Annotated in this window: 18 protein-coding genes; 15 read left to right on the top strand and 3 right to left on the bottom strand. The window is 63.7% G+C overall.

The genetic code is table 11. From position 1 onward, the window contains the following. The first annotated feature begins 26 nt into the window (after positions 1-26). From QQJ84_RS02815 to trmB, 6 genes are all read left to right on the top strand, one after another. A complete protein-coding gene (locus QQJ84_RS02815; protein WP_284256444.1) occupies positions 27-2,123 on the top strand; it encodes a GumC family protein in 2,097 nt (698 codons plus the stop codon). Positions 2,124-2,213: 90 nt separating this feature from the next. After that, positions 2,214-2,849, top strand: a complete 636-nt coding sequence (locus tag QQJ84_RS02810) for a sulfotransferase family protein (protein WP_284256443.1) — start codon at positions 2,214-2,216, stop codon at positions 2,847-2,849. 51 nt (positions 2,850-2,900) lie between these two features. After that, positions 2,901-3,614: an FkbM family methyltransferase gene (locus tag QQJ84_RS02805; RefSeq protein WP_284256442.1), complete on the top strand. Its 714-nt coding sequence runs from the start codon at positions 2,901-2,903 to the stop codon at positions 3,612-3,614. A 49-nt stretch (positions 3,615-3,663) separates the two neighbouring features. Next, a complete protein-coding gene (dapB, locus tag QQJ84_RS02800; protein ID WP_284256441.1) occupies positions 3,664-4,425 on the top strand; it encodes a 4-hydroxy-tetrahydrodipicolinate reductase in 762 nt (253 codons plus the stop codon). Between the two features lie 80 nt (positions 4,426-4,505). Then, positions 4,506-5,693: a methionine adenosyltransferase gene (metK, locus tag QQJ84_RS02795; RefSeq protein ID WP_284256440.1), complete on the top strand. Its 1,188-nt coding sequence runs from the start codon at positions 4,506-4,508 to the stop codon at positions 5,691-5,693. Between the two features lie 184 nt (positions 5,694-5,877). Then, a complete protein-coding gene (gene trmB, locus QQJ84_RS02790) occupies positions 5,878-6,552 on the top strand; it encodes a tRNA (guanine(46)-N(7))-methyltransferase TrmB (RefSeq protein ID WP_284256607.1) in 675 nt (224 codons plus the stop codon). Between the two features lie 111 nt (positions 6,553-6,663). Here the strand turns inward: trmB and glmS are convergent, their stop codons facing one another. Continuing rightward, on the bottom strand, positions 6,664-8,487 hold the full coding sequence (gene glmS / locus QQJ84_RS02785; protein ID WP_284256439.1) for a glutamine--fructose-6-phosphate transaminase (isomerizing): 1,824 nt from the start codon (positions 8,485-8,487) through the stop codon (positions 6,664-6,666). Between the two features lie 167 nt (positions 8,488-8,654). Between glmS and QQJ84_RS02780 the strand changes: the two genes are divergently transcribed. Genes QQJ84_RS02780 through QQJ84_RS02745 form a run of 8 tightly spaced genes read left to right on the top strand, consistent with a single transcriptional unit; the run spans position 8,655 to position 14,780 of the window. Then, the gene (locus tag QQJ84_RS02780; RefSeq protein WP_284256438.1) at positions 8,655-9,107 is read left to right on the top strand and encodes an SUF system Fe-S cluster assembly regulator; all 453 of its coding nucleotides are present in this window, start codon (positions 8,655-8,657) and stop codon (positions 9,105-9,107) included. After that, on the top strand, positions 9,107-10,558 hold the full coding sequence (gene sufB / locus QQJ84_RS02775) for a Fe-S cluster assembly protein SufB (RefSeq protein ID WP_284256437.1): 1,452 nt from the start codon (positions 9,107-9,109) through the stop codon (positions 10,556-10,558). Before QQJ84_RS02780 ends, sufB begins: the two co-directional genes overlap by 1 nt. A gap of 1 nt (position 10,559) precedes the next feature. Further along, positions 10,560-11,303 (top strand): Fe-S cluster assembly ATPase SufC, encoded by a 744-nt coding sequence (gene sufC, locus QQJ84_RS02770; protein ID WP_284256435.1) that lies wholly within the window; start codon positions 10,560-10,562, stop codon positions 11,301-11,303. A gap of 3 nt (positions 11,304-11,306) precedes the next feature. After that, positions 11,307-12,398: a Fe-S cluster assembly protein SufD gene (sufD, locus tag QQJ84_RS02765; protein WP_284256434.1), complete on the top strand. Its 1,092-nt coding sequence runs from the start codon at positions 11,307-11,309 to the stop codon at positions 12,396-12,398. Then, the gene (locus tag QQJ84_RS02760) at positions 12,395-13,627 is read left to right on the top strand and encodes a cysteine desulfurase (RefSeq protein WP_284256433.1); all 1,233 of its coding nucleotides are present in this window, start codon (positions 12,395-12,397) and stop codon (positions 13,625-13,627) included. Before sufD ends, QQJ84_RS02760 begins: the two co-directional genes overlap by 4 nt. Further along, a complete protein-coding gene (gene sufU / locus QQJ84_RS02755; RefSeq protein WP_284256432.1) occupies positions 13,624-14,046 on the top strand; it encodes a Fe-S cluster assembly sulfur transfer protein SufU in 423 nt (140 codons plus the stop codon). Before QQJ84_RS02760 ends, sufU begins: the two co-directional genes overlap by 4 nt. Next, complete coding sequence (locus QQJ84_RS02750) at positions 14,039-14,401, top strand: SUF system Fe-S cluster assembly protein (protein WP_408861689.1); 363 nt, start codon at positions 14,039-14,041, stop codon at positions 14,399-14,401. The genes sufU and QQJ84_RS02750 overlap by 8 nt, the downstream gene beginning before the upstream one ends. A gap of 10 nt (positions 14,402-14,411) precedes the next feature. Continuing rightward, positions 14,412-14,780, top strand: a complete 369-nt coding sequence (locus tag QQJ84_RS02745; protein WP_284256431.1) for a HesB/IscA family protein — start codon at positions 14,412-14,414, stop codon at positions 14,778-14,780. Position 14,781: 1 nt separating this feature from the next. Here the strand turns inward: QQJ84_RS02745 and ccmB are convergent, their stop codons facing one another. Further along, complete coding sequence (gene ccmB / locus QQJ84_RS02740) at positions 14,782-15,426, bottom strand: heme exporter protein CcmB (RefSeq protein ID WP_284256430.1); 645 nt, start codon at positions 15,424-15,426, stop codon at positions 14,782-14,784. Further along, entirely contained in the window at positions 15,423-15,989 is a 567-nt protein-coding gene (gene ccmA / locus QQJ84_RS02735; protein ID WP_284256429.1) for a heme ABC exporter ATP-binding protein CcmA, read from the bottom strand. The genes ccmB and ccmA overlap by 4 nt, the downstream gene beginning before the upstream one ends. Before the next feature lie 91 nt (positions 15,990-16,080). Here ccmA and acnA point away from each other — a divergent pair, with 91 nt between their 5' ends. Further along, a complete protein-coding gene (gene acnA, locus QQJ84_RS02730; protein WP_284256428.1) occupies positions 16,081-18,768 on the top strand; it encodes an aconitate hydratase AcnA in 2,688 nt (895 codons plus the stop codon). The last annotated feature ends 165 nt before the right edge of the window (positions 18,769-18,933 follow it).

Genomic DNA, 18,933 nt, shown 5'->3' with positions numbered 1-18,933 from the left:
GTAATTTTGTTAACTAACCTGAAATCATGAGTCTCGCTCTACCCAGCCTCGCCCTCCCGGCCAGCCCGGGTCTGGCCGAACAGCTTCTCAGCCTGCGCCGCCGCTGGCGTCTCGTTGCCGCCTGCACATTGCTCATCCCCGGTCTCGCGCTTCTTGCTCTGCTATGGATGCCCCCCAGCTACACCGCCACCGGCACCCTTCTCTACGACCCCGCCAGCGCCACCCCCCCCGGCGGCGCCGCCCCCCCGCAGGATCTACAGAACCAGGACGAAATCACCGCCAGCCAAAGCGCCGTCATCGCCAGCCTGCCCGCCGCCAACGTGCTGGCGGCCCAGCTTAATCTGGCGCAACGGCCGGAATACAACCCGGCCCTGGCGGCCCGCCCCTGGCCGTTCAACCTGTTCCACACCACCAAGCCGCCCAATGCAGGCGCCATCGCGCAACAGGTCCGCCGCAACCTCAGCGTCACTGTTGAACCTGGCTCGCGCGTACTCACCGTCGCCTTCACCAGCACAGACCCCGCCCTGGCCGCCGCCGCCGCCAACCTCGCCATGCAGCTCTACCTGAACCATGAGCGTGACCAATCCTTCGCCGCGCTCACTGGCGCGCAATCCTGGCTGGAAACCCATGCCGGCGATGTGCAGTCTCAGCTTGACGCCACCGAGGCCGCCCTGGCCCAGGCCCGTGCCGCGGCCGGGGTGGTGCAGGGGACCCAAGGCACCCTCACAACCGAAACCGCCAGCCGCCTCACGGCCTCTCTGGTGCAGGCGCAGGCTGATCTGGCGATGAACGAGGCCCGCCTGTCGTCAGCCACCTCAGGCGATGCCGCGGCCAACGCCGCCATCGCCCCCAACCTGCTGCCCATGCGCAAGGAGCAGGCCGACCTCACCGCCCAGGCGCAATCGCTGAGCCAGGACTACGGGCCCAACTACCCCGACCTGCAAACCGCCCGCACCCAGCTCGCCGCTATCACCGGCGAGATCAACGCCGAGACCGCCCGCGAGCTGGACGCCGCCCGCGCCGAAGTCGCCGCCAGCAAGGCAGAGGTCGCCACCCTGCGCGGCGCGCTGGCCAATGCCCGCACGCAATCGCAGGCGGAGGACGCCCAATCCGCCCCCATCCGTGCCCTCGAACAAGGCGCCCAGGCCAGCCGCGACATGCTGCGTTCCATGACTGAACAGGCCGGGCAACTGGCGCAGGACGCCTCACTCACCCGGCCCGATGCGCGCATCCTCTCCGCCGCCGCGCCGCCAGCCCAGCCCGATACCCCGTGCCGCGCACTCATCCTCTCCGCCGCCGCCGCGCTGGGGTTTTGCGCCGGTCTGCTCCTCGCCGGGCTGGTAGACGCGCTGGACACATCATTGCGCTCCGGCGAAGCCCTGCGCGCCGCCCTCGGGCTTGCCTGTTTTGCCCTGCTGCCCGAAACCGCCACGCCAAAACAGGCGGCGCTCGATGCCCCGTTTTCCCTGTTCGCCGAGCAGTTGCGCGCCCTGCGCACCGGGCTTGGCCTTGCCGCGGGGGAGGGCAGGATCATCGCCATCACCGCCGCCCGCCCCGGCGAGGGCAAAACCACGGCAACCATCGCCCTGGCCCGCTCACTCGCCGCCGCGGGCCTGCGTGTCCTGGCGATTGACGGCGATATCCGCCAGCCCGGCTTCAACCCTGTCTTCAACTGCGCCGCCGCGCCCGGCCTCACCGACCACCTGCAAGGTGCCGCCACGCTTGAGGCCATCTTCCTCGCCGACCCCCTCAGCCCGCTCACCATCATCCCCGCCGGGACGCCAACGCGCGCCGCGCTCTCGCTGTTTCTCTCGCCCGCGCTCCCCGCCTGCCTCAACGCCCTGCGTTCCCGTTTTGACGTCATTCTCCTCGATGTCCCCCCCGCCTTCGCGCTGGCAGAGGGCAGGGTGCTCGCCCGCCTGGCCGATTCAGCTCTGCTCTGCGTGCGCTGGGGCCACACGCCGCGCCGCGTCGTCCTCGCCGCCATGCTGCTGCTGCGCGAAGCCGGGGTAACCTTGGCCGGCGCCGCGCTGACCCGCGTGAACGTAAAAGCCCACGGCAGCTCCGGCTACGCCGATGCCGAGATTTACCAGCCCCGCTACGGAGGCTACTTCAACCGCTGACCAAACCCTTGCCCTGCCCGCGATTGTCCCTCATTATCACAGCAACAAACCTGAATTCTGGGAAACCGCTGCGGAGGAGATTGATCGGCCATGAGCCTCGAGATCATTGGTTCCGGCTTCGGCCGCACCGGCACGGCATCGCTCAAGCTCGCCCTCGAACAACTCGGTTTCGGCCCCTGCCATCACATGGAGGAAGTCCTCGCCCACCCCGGGCAGGTGGCGCACTGGCAGGCTGTCGCGGCTGGCCAGCCGGTCACCTGGGATGATGTTTTCGCCGGCTACCGCGCCCAGGTGGACTGGCCCGGCGCGCATGTCTGGCGCGAGCTCAGCCTCGCCTATCCCGCTGCCAAAATCATCCATACCCAGCGGCCCGAGGATGACTGGTGGAACAGCTTCTCCGCGACCATCGGCGGCTTGCTCAACACCTATCGTGAAATTTCATTGCCGCCCCATGCCGCCGCGATGATGGCCGCGGCCGGCCGCATGATCGGCGAACAAACCTTTGGCGCCGCCTTCACCAACCGTGACGCGGCGCTTGCCGCCTACCGCCGCCGCCTCGATCAGGTGCGCGCCGCCATCGCACCCGCGCGCCTCCTGGTCTTCAACGTGGCCGAAGGCTGGGAGCCGCTCTGCCGTTTCCTGGGCGTTCCCGTTCCCGCCACGCCCTTTCCGCGCGTGAATTCCACCGCGCAATGGCTGGAACAGTTCGCGGCCAAATCGCACTGAGCCATCCCCCCGCTCCCTTCACAATCGAAACGGAAACCATTAGTTTGCGGAATGAAACAATTTTATAAATTCCGCCTCACCATCGGTTATCTCGCGCATCTTTATAAATCGGTAACCCGCCAGGATCATTCCCACCTCAAACCCATTATCCGCCGTTATCTGCCCCTTAACGGCGTGGCCATCGATGTTGGCGCGCATGGCGGGCAGATCACCCGTCTGCTGGCCGGCCTCGCGCCTGATGGCTTCGTCGTGGCGGTGGAACCAAGCGGCTACACCCGCTCTATCCTGCGCGCCGCCCTCTGGTTGCGCCGCTGCACCAATACAGTGGTCTTCGCCGCCGCCCTGGGCTCCAATTTTGGCACCATGCTTATCCGCACCCCGCTCAAGCGCCGGGGCGACATGGGCTACGGCCTCGCCAATCTGATCGAGGGCGGCGCCAACTCAATTTGTGAGCCGGTGGCCCTCGTCACGCTCGACAGTCTGGCAGAACAGCTTGCTCTCACCAGGGTTGATTTCATCAAGGCCGACATCGAGGGTTTCGAGGCCGAACTCATCCGTGGCGCGCACCATGTGCTCAAGACATTCCGCCCGGCCGTTTATCTTGAAATGAATGACGAATTCCTCCGCCGCGCAGGCTCCTCGCGTGCCGCGCTTTGGGGCGAGCTGCTGGCGCTGGGCTTCAACCCTCATGATGCCGCCGGGGAAAACCCGCAGCCGCTCCCCGTGACCGCCAGCGATGAGGATGTTCTTTGGCTCCCCGCCTAAGCAGCCTCGCGCGCTGGGTGTTTTGCGCCATCTCCGCTATACTCCTGCCATGACCAACCGAATCGGAATCGCCGGTATTTCCGGCCGCATGGGCCGCCTGCTGGCCGAGGAAGCCGCCGCCGCCGCGCAGCTCACCGGCGGCACCAGCCGCTCCGGCGCCGCGCCGGGCGATGCGTTGCTATACCCTGACATCGCCGCCCTGGCGGCCACCTGCGACGTGGTGATCGACTTCACCCACGCCAGCACCGTGAGCGCCCACGCAGCCGCCCTGGCCACCTCCAAAACCCCCTGGGTGCTGGGCAGCACCGGCTACTCGGCAAATGACCAAACCGCCATCGAGGCCGCGGCGCAAACCATCCCCATCATCGCCGCGCCCAATTTCTGCACCGGCGTCAACCTCCTGCTTATCCTTGCCGAAAAACTCGGCGCCACGCTCCCGCCCGCCCGCTACGACGCTGAAATCCTGGAAATGCACCACCGGCAAAAGGTTGACGCCCCCTCCGGCACCGCCCTGGCCCTGGGCCGCGCGGTGGCCGCCGGGCGCGGGGTTAATCTGGACGAGGTGATCGCCAGCGGCCGCCACGGCCACACCGGCCCGCGCCGCGACGGCGAAATCGGCTTCGCCACACTGCGCGGCGGCCAGATCATCGGTAGCCACACCCTTTCCTTCACCGCCGCGGACGAGCAGATTTCGCTTACCCACCATGCGCTGGACCGCCGGGTTTTCGCTACGGGCGCCGTGCGCGCCGCCCTCTGGCTGCAAAACCAGAAGCCGGGCCTCTACACCATGCGTGACTTTCTCAACCTCTAGTTCTTGTTAACCCAGGCAGGGTATTGACCCCGGCAATCAGATAAGTCATCCGAGCCGCCTCGAATAAGGGATATTTGTGCATGCGCGATAAAGGCGAATTTCTGTTCACCTCCGAGTCCGTCTCGGAAGGCCACCCGGACAAGGTTGCGGACCGGATTTCCGATACCGTTGTTGACGCCTATCTGGCGGCCGACCCCTACGCGCGCGTCGCGTGCGAAACCCTGGTCACCACCAACCGCATCATCCTGGCGGGCGAGGTCCGTGGCCCCGAGACCATCACCAAGGAACATCTGGCGCATCTCGCCCGCATGGCGGTGCATGACATCGGCTACGACCAGGAAGGCTTCTCCTGGAAGAACGCCGAGGTTGATGTTCACCTCCACGCCCAATCGGCTGACATCGCTGTGGGCGTGGACGCCGCCGGCAGCAAGGACGAAGGTGCCGGCGACCAGGGCATCATGTTCGGCTACGCCTGCACCGAGACCGAGGCGCTGATGCCCGCCCCCATCTACTACTCCCACCTCATCCTGCGCCGCATTTCAGACCTGCGCCGCGCCGGCGATGTCCGCGCCAAGGGCCTGCAGCCCGACGCCAAGAGCCAGGTGACCCTGAAATACATTGACGGCAAACCCGTCACCGCCACCTCTGTCGTGGTCTCCATCCAGCACGACGCTGATGTCTCGCTGGCCCGCGTGCGCGAAATGCTCACCCCGATCGTCAACGAGGCGCTCCCCCCCGGCTGGATGCCCACCGAGGCTGAATTCTACGTCAACCCGACCGGCATCTTCGTCATCGGCGGGCCGGATGGCGATTGCGGCCTGACCGGGCGCAAAATCATCGTAGACACCTACGGCGGTGCCGCCCCCCATGGCGGCGGCGCCTTCTCGGGCAAGGACCCCACGAAGGTTGACCGTTCCGCGGCCTATGTCTGCCGCTACCTCGCCAAAAACGTGGTCGCCGCCGGCCTGGCGGACCGCTGCACCCTGCAGCTCTCCTATGCCATCGGCGTCTCGCAGCCGCTCTCGCTTTATGTCGAGCTGCACGGCACCGGCCGCGATGTCGATGAGGTCAAGCTCGAGAAAACCCTGCGCGAGCTGGTCAACCTCACCCCGCGCGGCATCCGCGAGCACCTGCAGCTCAACCGCCCGATCTACGCCCCCACCTCCGCCTTCGGCCATTTCGGCCGCACGCCGGACCCCGACCTTGGCACCTTCACCTGGGAAAAAACCGACCTCGTTCCCGCCCTGAAGTCCGCCTTCGGCCGCTAACCACCTCTTGCCAGCGGGTCCCGTCATGCCAGCGCAAGCTGGCATCTCGTGACACCACCCCGCAATGCCAGCGGCCCCTGCAATGCTAGCGGCCGCCGCCACACCAGCGGCCCCCGCCATACCAGCAGTCCCCGTCATGCCAGCGAAAGCTGGCATCTCTTTTTCCAGGCACAAAGGCCCCAAAATGTCCGGCCCCGGCGTCAAACCATCCCCTGACCGTCTCTACGGCCGGACCAAAGGCAAAAAACTGCGCCCCCGCCAGGAATTTCTGCTGGCCGAATTTCTGCCCCGCCTCTCGTGGCCGCAAATCCCCTTCGGCATCACCGTGCGTGAAATCTGGCTCGAAGTCGGCTTTGGCGGCGGCGAGCACGCTTACGCCTTGGCCCAGGCCAACCCTGATATCGGCCTCATCGCCGCCGAAGTGTTCGAGACCGGCATCTGCTCGCTGCTCTCGCGCCTCGCGCCGGAGGATGCCGCGGTGCCCGAAGTCCCCGCCAACCTGCGCCTCTTCACCCATGACGCCCGCCCCCTCCTGCGCGGCATGGCTGATGCCTCGCTGGGCAAGCTTTTCCTTATGTTCCCTGATCCCTGGCCCAAGGCCCGCCACGCCAAACGCCGCTTCGTCCATCCCGAACTTCTGGCCGAGGCCGCCCGCGTCCTCAAACCCGGCGGCGAGTGGCGCATCGCCTCGGATGATCCCACCTACCAAGCCTGGACCGATGAAGTTCTGGCCGCCCAAAGCGCTTTTGCCGTCACCCGCGCCACCATAAGGCCACAAGGCTGGCCGCCAACCCGCTACGAGGCCAAAGCCATTTTGGCCGGCCGCCAGCCAGTCTACTGGTCATTGCTGAAACGATAATCGTTGTTTTATCGCACCAAACCCGCACAGATTGGGATGCAAGTAAAAAGTTAAACTTTATAATCAAACGTTTGTGGAGCGATCCTCAAAAACGCTCCACGTGGAGCGCGCCTATTCCACAGTCACCGACTTCGCCAGATTGCGCGGCTGGTCCACATCCGTGCCCTTCATCACCGCGACATGATACGCGAGCATCTGCACCGGAATCGCATATAAAATAGGCGCCGCGAACGGATCGATCTCCGGCAAAATCAGCGTCTCCGCTGCAATCCCCTGCAACTTCGCAGCCCCAGCGGCGTCGGAGAACACAATAACCTGTCCCCCTCGCGCCGCGACCTCCTGCAGGTTGGACGCTGTTTTCTCAAACAACGGCCCGGAGGGGCAAATCGCGATCACCGGCACCGATTTGTCGATCAGCGCGATCGGCCCATGCTTCAACTCACCGGCGGCGTAGCCTTCCGCGTGAATATAGCTGGTCTCTTTCAGTTTCAGCGCCCCTTCGAGCGCTATGGGGAAACACGCCCCCCGGCCCAGATACAATACATCCGCCGCCTCGGCGATCCGCGGCGCCAAACGCCTGATCTGCGCCTCGCTCGCCAGAATCTCCGCTGCCTTGGCGGGAATTTCCAGCAGCGCATCGCACAGCCGGGCAATCTCGGCATCCGCCAGGCTGCCGCGCGCGCGCGCCACCGCGAGCGCGAACACCGCCATCACGGTCAACTGCGCCGTAAACGCCTTGGTGCTGGCAACCCCGATCTCCGGCCCGGCCATGGTCTCAAGCATGGCGTCAGATTCCCGCGCCATGGTGCTCTCCGGCACGTTGAGAATGGTCAGGATCTTCTGCCCCTCGGCCCGCATATAGCGCAGCGCCGCCAGCGTATCCGCCGTCTCACCGGACTGGCTGACCAGCAACCCCAACCCACCCTCGGGCAGCGGCGGCGCACGGTAGCGAAATTCCGACGCCACATCAGCATCCATCGGCAGCCGGCTCAGGCTCTCCAGCCAGAACTTGCCGGTCAGCCCCGCGTAATACGCCGAACCGCAGGCGCTGAAGGTGATGCGCGGCACGCGGGCCAGATTAAAGGGCAGGGCGGGCAGCACCGGCATGCGGGTGGTGGCGTCGATCATCCGGTGCAGCACATCGCCGATCACCACCGGGTGCTCGTGCAATTCCTTTTCCATGAAATGGCGGAAATTACCTTTGCCGATGGCAGCCCCGGTCAGGTTGGTGAGTTTCTTCTCCCGGGTGATCTCCTGGCTTTCGCTATTGTAGAACACCGCCTTTTCGCGCGTCACCACCACCCAGTCGCCATCTTCGAGATACGCAATCTGGCGCGTCAACGGCGCCAGGGCCAGCGCGTCGGAGCCCAGATACATCTCGTCAGCCCCGTAGCCCACCGCCAGCGGCGCGCCGCGCTGCGCGCCGATGATCAGCTCAGGATGCCCCGCGAAAATCAACGCCAGGGCATAAGCCCCCTCCAGCCGCCCAAACGCGGCCTTGGCGGCCTCAACGGGGCTCATGCCCTCCGCCAGCAGCAGGTCCAGCAGTTGCGCGACCGTCTCGGTATCGGTCTCCGAGCAAAAAACCTGGCCTTTGGCCTCAAGTTCGGCGCGGAGCAGCAAATGGTTCTCGATGATGCCGTTATGCACCACCGCGACGCGCGCGGTGCCGTGCGGATGCGCATTGGTCTCAGTCGGCGCGCCATGAGTCGCCCAGCGGGTGTGGCCGATGCCGGTGCATCCGGCCAGGGGCAGGCGCTCCAGCGCGGCGGCCAGCTGCGCCAGCTTGCCCTCGGCGCGGCGGCGCTCGATCTGCCCGTTTACCAGCGTCGCGATGCCTGCACTGTCATACCCGCGATATTCCAGCCGGCGCAGACCATCCAGAAGCAGAGGCGCCGCCGGCGCCAGACCCACCACACCCACGATTCCGCACATGATTCGCTACTCCGAAAACCTTCTTCAGCCGGTAGCGTCCGCTGCCGCTCCGTGTCAAAGGCCGGGGCATCAATTCGTGTTTCATTATGTGCCGATATGGCTTGACGAGGGGCTTGCCATGGCCCATTTGCCAATCAGGACCGTTTAGGTCCACTATCGGAGCGCATATGTTAAAATTGTCCCGTTTGACCGATTATGCCGTGGTGGCGCTGGTCCGCCTGAGTGCCGCTGACGGCATGGAAACCTCACCCGGCATTGCCGCCTCCATCGGCGTGCCGGAGCCAACCGTGGCCAAGGTGCTGAAGGCGCTGGCCGGGCATGGGCTGGTTGTGTCATCGCGCGGGGCGCGGGGCGGCTACCGGCTGGGCCGGCCGCTGAGTGAGATTGCCGTCTCAGAGGTTATCATGGCCATTGACGGACCGATTGCGCTGACCTCCTGCGTGGATGGCGCGGTGGGCTGCGAGAGCCAGTCACTTTGCCCCGTGGCCGGACGCTGGGACCCGGTGAATAATGCGATCCGAACGGCGTTGAGCCGGATTTCCCTGGCGGATATGGAGGCGGCGAGTATTCCTGTTGCGTTCCGCGTGCCTGTTTCCGCGTCTATAAGCGAGGTTGTGTGATGTCTGCTTCTATTGAGACCCGCGATACTGTCGAGGCGCTGGCGGCCGATAAATATAAATACGGATTCACCACCGATATCGCGATGGAAGAATTTCCCAAGGGGCTGAACGAGGATATCGTGCGGTTGATCTCGGCGAAAAAAAACGAGCCGGAATGGCTGCTGGCGTGGCGGTTGAAGGCTTTTACGTTATGGCAGAAGCTGGAAGAGCCGGTGTGGGCGCATATCAAGCACCCGCCGATCGTCTATAACGAGTTGTATTATTACGCAGCCCCCTCCGGGCCGGCGCCGAAGTCGCTCGATGAGGTCGATCCTGAACTGCTGAACATGTATGAGAAGCTTGGCATTCCGCTGAGCGAGCGCGCGGCGCTGGCCGGCGTGGCGGTGGATGCGGTGTTCGATTCAGTGTCCGTGGCCACCACATTCCGCGAGACACTTGCAAAATCAGGTGTCATTTTCTGCCCAATTTCCGAGGCGGTGCGCGAGCACCCAGAGCTGGTGCGCAAATATCTGGGCAGCGTGGTGCCGATTGGCGATAATTTTTTCGCGGCGCTGAACTCGGCTGTGTTTTCCGATGGGAGTTTTGTCTACATCCCCAAGGGGGTGCGTTGCCCGATGGAGCTTTCCACGTATTTCCGCATTAACGCGCGCAACACCGGGCAGTTTGAACGGACGCTGATTATTGCTGAAGAAGGTGCCAGCGTCTCCTATCTGGAAGGTTGCACCGCGCCGCAGCGCGATGAAAACCAGCTGCATGCGGCGGTGGTGGAGCTGGTGGCGCTCGATGATGCGAAGATCAAATATTCCACCGTGCAGAACTGGTATCCGGGCGATGCCGACGGTAAGGGCGGTATTTATAATTTTGTGACGAAGCGCGGCGCTTGCCGGGGCAGGAATTCGAAAATCTCCTGGACGCAGGTTGAAACCGGCTCGGCGATTACGTGGAAATATCCTTCCTGCGTGCTGCAGGGCGATGGCTCGGTGGGAGAATTTTATTCCGTGGCGCTGACGCATAATCATCAGCAGGCGGATACCGGCACGAAGATGATCCATATCGGCAAAAACACCACTTCGACGATCATCTCGAAGGGGATCTCCGCCGGGCACTCGAATAATACCTATCGCGGGCTGGTGAAAATACTTCCCCAAGCCTCAGGCGCGCGTAATTATACGCAGTGTGATTCATTGTTGATCGGCGATCAGTGCGGCGCGCACACGGTGCCCTATATCGAGAGCCGGAATGCCTCCGCCAAGGTGGAGCATGAGGCCACAACCTCGAAGATCGCCGAGGATCAGCTGTTTTATTGCCGCTCGCGCGGACTCTCCGAGGAGGATGCGGTGGGGTTGATCGTGAATGGTTTCTGCAAGGATGTGTTGAAGGAATTGCCGATGGAGTTTGCTGTGGAAGCGCAGAAACTCCTGGCTGTGTCACTTGAAGGGTCGGTTGGTTAAAATGCTTGAGATTAAAAATTTGTCGGCGCGGATTGGTGATAAGGAAATTCTGCGTGGTGTTACGCTGAGTGTCCCCGATGGTGAGATTCACGCCATCATGGGGCCGAATGGTGCGGGAAAATCCACGCTCTCCTATGTGCTCTCCGGGCGCGATGGCTATGAGGTGACAGGTGGCGAGGCGATTTATAACGGCCAGGATATTCTGGCGCTGACGCCTGAGGCGCGTGCCGCCGCCGGAATTTTTCTGGCATTTCAGTATCCGGTGGAACTGCCGGGCGTGGGCAATGCGAATTTCATGCGCACGGCGCTGAACGCTGTGAAGCGGGCGCGCGGCGAGGCGGAGCTGGATGCCGTGGCGTTTTTAAAACTTGCGCGGGCAGCACTGAAAAAGCTTTCGATGCAGGATGACATGCTCAAGCGCAATGTGAATGTCGGGTTTTCGGGCGGTGAGAAAAAACGCAACGAGGTGTTGCAGATGGCGCTGTTGCAGCCGGGGCTGGCGATTCTCGATGAGACGGATTCCGGGTTGGATATCGATGCGCTCAAGATTGTCGCTGAAGGTGTCAACGCGCTGCGCAGCGAGACATTTTCCGCATTGGTGATTACGCATTATCAGCGCCTGCTGGACTATATCGTGCCCGATAAAGTGCATGTGCTGGCAGCGGGTAAAATCGTGCGCTCCGGCGGGCCGGAGCTGGCGCTGGAACTGGAAGCCCGTGGCTATGCCGGGCTGGAAGCGGCCTGAGCGATGACAGCACTTCCCACCCAACGGCTGGAATCCTGGCGCTACACAGATTTGCGCGCGCTGAATGCGATGAGTTTCGCTGAGGCGCCGGCGGCGTCCCTTCCAGATGGTCTGCCCGATATCGGCGTGCCGCGCCTGGTTTTTGTGAATGGGCGTTTTGATGAGGCAGCGTCCTCCGCGCTGCCGTTCGCGCGCAATTTTGCCGCCGTGGATGAAGTGTCTGATCTGCCGCTGGCGCGTATCAACGCCGAGCACGCGCATGATGGGGTGACGCTGGAGATTCCTGACGGTGTAGATGCCGGGGTTGTGCTGCTGGTCTCTTATGCCAATGGCGGAGCGTTGCATCCGCGCCACCGGGTTTCACTGGGGGCGGGTGCGGCGCTGACGCTGCTTGAAGTTGTAAAAGGCGACGGTGTTTACTGGCATAACCCGGTAACGGATATTGTGCTGGCGCAAGGTGCGAGCCTTGCGCATTATCGCTTGCAGGATGAAAGCCAGGAGGCGTTTCATCTGGCGACGATCCGCGCCACTGTCGCGGCGGATGCGGCTTATGAGAGTTTTACCGCGGTGATGGGGGCAAAGCTTTCACGCGCGGAATTTCATGTGGAACTAACCGGCGCGAAGGCGCACACGCATCTGAACGCGGCGCAATTGCTGGGTGGTTCGCAGCATGGGGATTTTACCTCCGTGGTGCGCCACAAGGCGCCGGATTGCAGCTCGCGCCAGACGGTGAAATCCGTACTCTGTGATTCCGCGCGCGGGGTTTTTCAGGGGCGGATCGAGGTTGAGCGTGTCGCGCAGAAGACTGACGGTTACCAGATGAGCCAGGCGTTGCTGCTCTCGCCAACGGCGGAGATGGATATAAAGCCCGAGTTGCAGATTTATGCTGATGACGTGAAATGCAGCCATGGCGCGACCATCGGCGCGCTGGATGAGGAGCAGGTGTTTTATCTGCGTAGCCGGGGAATTCCCGAGGATACGGCGCGTTCCATGCTGATCCGCGCATTTTTGACCGAGGCGCTGGAACCGGTGACGCATGAGGGGGCGCATGCGCTCTTTGAGGCGGCGATTGAGACGTGGTGGGCCAGAAAATGAGCGTGCGTGAGTTTAATCTTGACGAAATCCGCAAGGATTTTCCAATTTTGGCGCAGCAGGTTCACGGCAGGAAGCTGGTGTTTCTGGATTCAGCGGCCTCGGCGCAGAAGCCGCGCGCGGTGATCGATGCCATGGTGCATGTGATGGAGGCGCAATATGCCAATGTGCATCGCGGGCTGCATTGGATGTCGGAGCGGACATCGGATGCATATGAGGCGGCGCGCGACAAGGTGGCGGCGTTTTTGAATGCACAGGCGCGCGAGGAAATTGTTTTCACGCGCAATGCGACGGAATCGATCAATCTGGTGGCATACACCCATGGCCGCACGGCGTTGCGGCCGGGGGATGCCGTTGTGGTCTCCGAGATGGAGCATCATGCGAATCTGGTGCCGTGGCAGATGCTGCGCGATGCTCATGGCGTGGAGCTGCGGATTGCGAAGATTACTGATTCCGGCGAGATCGATTGGGAATCACTCGAGGCGCAGTTTGCTGATGGCAAGGTGAAATTGCTGGCGATCACGCATATGTCCAACGTGTTGGGCAGCTATACGCCGGCGGAGCGGCTGGTGGCGTTCGCGCATGCGCGCGGGGCGAAGGTTCTGCTCGATGGATGCCAGGCGATTGTGCACCGCGCGGTTGACGTGCAGGCGCTTGATGTGGATTTCTATGTGTTTTCCGGACACAAGCTCTACGGCCCGACGGGCATTGGCGTGTTGTATGCCAAGCGGGAGCTTCTGGATGCGATGCCGCCGTTCATGGCGGGCGGGGAGATGATTGAATCCGTCTCTTATCAGCGCACCAAATGGGCGCAGCCGCCGCACCGTTTCGAGGCGGGGACGCCCGCGATTGTTGAGACGATCGGGCTGGGGGCGGCGATTGATTATGTGCAGGCGCTCGGCTTCGAGGCGATCGCGGCGCATGAGCGCGCGCTGACCGAGCATGGGCTGAAAGTGCTGGCGGGGATTGAAGATTTGCGGGTTTTGGGTGCGGCGCAGGACCGCGGCGGGGTGCTCTCCTTCACCATGCCCGATGCGCATGCGCATGATATCGCGACCTTGCTGGACCGGCAGGGGATTGCCGTGCGGGCAGGGCACCATTGTGCTGAGCCGCTGATGGGGCGGATGGGTGTGACGGCGACGGCGCGGGCATCGTTCGCGTTGTACACCACGCGCGAGGAGATCGACGCGCTGGGCGCGGGGCTGCTGCGGATCAGGCAGATGTTCAAATGATGAGCGAATCCCAAGAGCTTTATCAGGCGTTGATCATGGAGCGGAGCAAGGCGCCGCACTTTGCCGGAAGGCCGGAGGCGTTTGACGCGCAGGGCCAAGGCGAGAATGCGATGTGCGGGGATCGGGTGCAGGTGTTCTGGCAGCGTGGTGGCGTGGTGCGCCATGAGGCGCATGGCTGCGCGATCATGACCGCGAGCGCGGATTTGATGGCGCAGGCGGTGGCGGAGAAAACCCCGTCGCAGATGACGGCCTTGCGCGGAGCATTTGAGGAAGTTGTAACCAGCGGCAGGGAAAATCCCGCGCTGGGAGATTTGAACGCGCTGGCGGGCGTGGCGCAGTATCGTTCGCGGATACGCTGCGCGACGTTGCCGTGGGTGGCGCTGGCTGAAGCTCTCAAGGAGGGGCAGGTTCATGGATGAGGTAAAAATGGTCCCGGTGACGAGCTGGACGCCCGATGGCGAGACGAAGGCGGTGGTCTCCGAAGAAGCGGTGATCGCGGCGATCTCCACGGTGTTCGATCCGGAAATTCCGGTGAATATTTATGAGCTTGGGCTTATCTACGCGGTGGAGCTGGCGGAAAACGGCGATGTGCGCGTGGAGATGACGCTGACCGCGCCCGGCTGCCCGGCGGCGCAGGAACTGCCGGAGGCGGTGCATAGCGCCATCGCCGCGGTGGAGGGCGTGGGGAATATCGTGGTGGATACGGTGTGGGATCCGCCGTGGGACCCGAGCCGGATGAGCGAGGACGCGCGTCTTTCGCTGAATATGTTTTAAGGAGGCGAGCATGAGCACGACGACAATCGAGCCAAAAGCCCGCCGGGCCTTGCCGCAGCTGATGCAGCTGACCGAGGCCGCGGCGGCGCGGTTGAAGACGCTGTATGAGGGCGGCGAGGCGGGCAAGCTGCTGCGCATCGCGGTTTCCACCAAGGGCTGCTCGGGGATGTCTTACGAGATGGAGTGGGTGGCGGCGCCGACGGCGCAGGATGAGGTGGTGGTGAGCCATGGGCTCACCGTGCTGGTGGACCGCAAGGCGACGCTGTTTTTGATCGGTACGACGATGGACTATAAGGTGGACAAGCTGACCGCCGGGTTTACGTTTGAGAACCCGAACGAAAAAGGCCGTTGCGGCTGCGGCGAGAGTTTCCACGTTTAGGCTATTCGGCGGCGGCTTTCAGGGCGGCGCCGGCACCTAGCGGGGCTAGCGGCAAGGCGGCGCAGAACATCGCGGCGAGCATGTATAATGCCGCGGAGGGATGCGCCGAGGTCACGGCGGCAGCGCCGAAGATCAGTGTGGGGATCATCAGCGGCAGGGTGATGAGCGGCATCAGCACGGCGGCGCGGCGCGCGCCGAGGGTGATGGCGGCGGCCAGGGTGCCGAGCAGCGAGAGCAGCATGGTGCCTGGCAGCAGGGTTAATAACAGCAATGGCACGTGCTCGGCCGGCAGGCGGAGCATGATGGCGAGCGGCCCGGCGATGATGAGCAATGGCAGGCCCGTTGTGAGCCAGTGGACGGCGGTTTTGGCGAAGGCGACGCCATAGGCGGGCAGGCCGGAGAGGAGGAGGAGGTCTAGCGTGCCGTCCTCGTAATCGGCGCCGAAGAGACGGTCCAGCGGCAGCAAGGCTGCGAGAAGGGCGCAGACCCAGACCACGCCGGCGGCGATGGCGGCGAGCGTGGTGGGGCCGGGGCCGAGCGCGAAGGGGAATAATGTTCCCGCTATGATAAAAAACAGCAGCGAGGCGGTGGTGTCGGCGCCGTGGCGCAGCGAGAGCTTCAGTTCACGCAGGATAAGGGCGATCATAGCGTGAGGACCTCTACGCCTGAGAGCTCCAGCGGGGTGTGCGTGCTGGCGATGATCATGCCGCCCCCCTGGCGGTGGGTTTCGCACAAGGCGAGGAAGCGGAGCACCGAGGCGGCGTCCAGCCCGGTGGTGGGTTCATCGAGCAGCCAGAGCGGTTTGGCCGAGGCGGCGACGCGGGCGATCGCGAGGCGGCGTTTTTGCCCGGCGGAGAGGAGGCGGGCGGGAAGCTCGGCATAGGCCGAAAGCCCGACGGCGGCTAAAGCGGCGGCCGGAACATGCTCGGCCGCGGTGAGGGCGGGTTTCACCGCGTCCAGATGGCCGAGCCAGGCGATGCGCTTTGCATGGCTGGGCAGATCATTCAGCGCGTCTTCATTGTCCCATTTCAGCGCACCGGCGGCCAGGGGGGTTAACCCCGCCAGGGTGCGCAGCAGGGTGGACTTGCCGGCGCCGTTTTCGCCGCGCAACACCAGGATTCCCCCGGCGGGCAGCGAAAAGCTGACATTGCTCAGGACCAGCCGCTCCCCCCGGAATACCGATAAATTGGATGCAGTGAGCAGGTGCAAAAATCCTTAACCCATGAATGGACGCAGTGGCACGGCTATGGTTTAAGCCGTCACAATTCGCAAGCCGTATATCAGAAAGGGTCAATTTATCATGACAGCCATCGGCCACGACAGCCTGAAAACCCTGAAAACCCTGACCGTCGAGGGCAAGGACTATAAGTATTTCTCGCTGGCCGCGGCCGCCGCTGCCCTGGGGGATATCTCCAAGCTGCCCAAAACCTTGAAAGTGCTGCTGGAAAACGTGCTGCGCTTCGAGAACGGCGGCAGCTACACGGTGAATGACGCCAAGGCGGTCATCGGCTGGCTGGAAAAAGCCTCCTCTGCCAAGGAAGTGCCCTTCAAGCCCGCGCGCATCCTGATGCAGGATTTCACCGGCGTTCCCGGCGTGGTTGACCTCGCCGCGATGCGCGACGGCATTCTGCGCCTGGGCGGCAAGCCGGAGAAGGTGAACCCGCTGGTGCCGGTGGATCTGGTGATCGACCACTCCGTGATGGTGGATTACGCCGGTTCGGCCGATGCGCTGGAGAAGAACATCGCCATGGAGTTCGACCGCAACGGCGAGCGCTACCGCTTCCTCCGCTGGGGCCAGGAGGCGTTTGACAATTTCCGCGTCGTGCCGCCCGATACCGGCATCTGCCATCAGGTGAATCTGGAGTATCTCGCGCAGGTCGCCTGGACCTCGGAGAACGGCGGTTCCACTTATGTTTACCCTGACACGCTGTATGGCACCGACAGCCACACCACCATGGTGAACGGCCTGGGCGTGCTGGGCTGGGGCGTTGGCGGCATCGAGGCAGAGGCGGCGATGCTCGGCCAGCCGATTGCCATGTTGATCCCCGATGTCATCGGCTTCAAGCTGACCGGCAAGCTCTCCGAGGGCGTGACCGCGACCGACCTGGTGCTGACCGTGACGCAGATGCTGCGCGCCAAGAAGGTGGTCGGCAAGTTCGTGGAGTTCTACGGCGCCGGGCTGGCTGACCTCGCCCTGGCCGACCGCGCGACCATCGCCAACATGGCGCCGGAATACGGCGCGACCTGCGGCTTCTTCCCCGTGGATGATATCACCCTGGGCTATCTGCACCTCTCGGGGCGCGATGAACACCGGATCAAGCTGGTGGAAGCCTATTGCAAGGCGCAGGGCCTGTGGCGCACCGAGGAAGACCCGGTGTTCACCGATACGCTGGAACTCGACCTCTCCACCGTGCAGCCCTCGCTCGCCGGGCCAAAGCGCCCGCAGGACCGGGTGTTGCTCAAGGATGCGGCGGCGGAATTCGCCAAGGAGCTGACCAAGGGCCTGGGCGTTGCCGCTGATGCCGTGGGCACCAAGGCCGCCGTTGCCGGCAAGGGCTATGAGATTACCCATGGCGATGTGGTGATCGCCGCGATCACCTCCTGCACCAACACCTCCAACCCTTATGTGCTGGTGGCCGCCGGGCTGGTGGCGCGCAAGGCGCACGCGCTGGGCTTGACGCCCAAGCCCTGGGTGAAGACCTCGCTGGCGCCTGGTTCGCAGGTTGTCACCGAATATCTGAACAAGGCTGGTCTCAGCACTGATCTGGATGCCATGGGCTTCCAGACCGTGGGTTATGGCTGCACCACCTGCATCGGCAACTCCGGCCCGCTGGACGATGCGATTGTGGACGCCATCGAGTCCAACAAGCTGGTCGCGGCCTCGGTGCTCTCGGGCAACCGCAATTTCGAGGGCCGCGTGCATGCCAACGTGCGCGCCAACTACCTCGCCAGCCCGCCGCTGGTGGTCGCCTATTCGCTGCTCGGCAATATCCGCGAGGATATCACCACCGCCGTGATCGGCACTTCCAAGGACGGCAAGCCGGTGTATCTGAAGGATATCTGGCCCTCGACCCAGGAAGTCGCGGATACCGTGCATTCCGTGCTGACGCGTGAGATGTTCCTGGAGCGCTACGGCGATGTGTTCAAGGGGCCGAAGCAGTGGCAGGCGATTGAGGTGACCGGCGGGACCGACACCTACGCCTGGCCGTCCGGCTCCACCTATGTGAAGAACCCGCCCTATTTCGAGGGCATCACCATGGAGCCGAAGCCGGTTTCCGACATCAAGGGTGCCCGCGTGCTGGCTCTGCTGGGTGACTCGATCACCACCGACCATATCTCCCCGGCCGGCAACATCAAGAAATCCAGCCCCGCTGGCGAGTATCTGAGCCAGCATCAGGTGCAGCAGAAAGACTTCAACTCCTACGGCGCGCGGCGCGGCAATGATGACGTGATGGTGCGCGGCACGTTCGCCAACATCCGCATCAAGAACGAGATGATGGGCGGCGCCGAGGGCGGCAACACCAAGCATTTCCCCGGCGGGCAGGATATGTCGATCTACGACGCCGCGGTGAAGTACAAGGCCGAGGGCGTGCCGCTGGTGGTGTTCGCCGGGCAGGAATACGGCACCGGCTCGTCGCGTGACTGGGCGGCCAAGGGCACGATGCTGCTGGGCGTGAAGGCGGTTGTCGCCGAGAGCTTCGAGCGTATCCACCGCTCCAACCTCGTTGGCATGGGGCTGCTGCCGCTGCTGTTCAAGGATGGCGTGACCCGCAAATCGCTCGGGCTGAAGGGCGATGAGACCATCGATATCGTCGGCCTGGACAAGCTCTCGCCGCGTATGGATATCACCATGGTGATCACCCGCGCCGATGGTTCCAAACAGGAAGTGGAACTGCTCTGCCGCGTGGATACCGCCGACGAGGTGGAATATTACAAGCATGGCGGCATCCTGCAGTACGTGCTGCGCGGTATGGCGGCTGCCGCTTAGGGGCTTCGCCCCTAAGAACCCCACCAAGGGGCGCTGCCCCTTGGAACCCCACAGGGGCCGGCTGGCCCCTGACCCCGATTACAAAGAACGGCGCTCTGGGTGGGGCGCCGTTTTTTTGATAGCTGCGGGCGTTGGAATATTGTTGGGATTCGCGTTAATTTTATG

It is taken from the genome of Acidocella aquatica, from assembly GCF_030160635.1.
GTDB lineage: Bacteria > Pseudomonadota > Alphaproteobacteria > Acetobacterales > Acetobacteraceae > Acidocella > Acidocella aquatica.
This window is presented reverse-complemented; position numbering and strand designations above follow the sequence as displayed.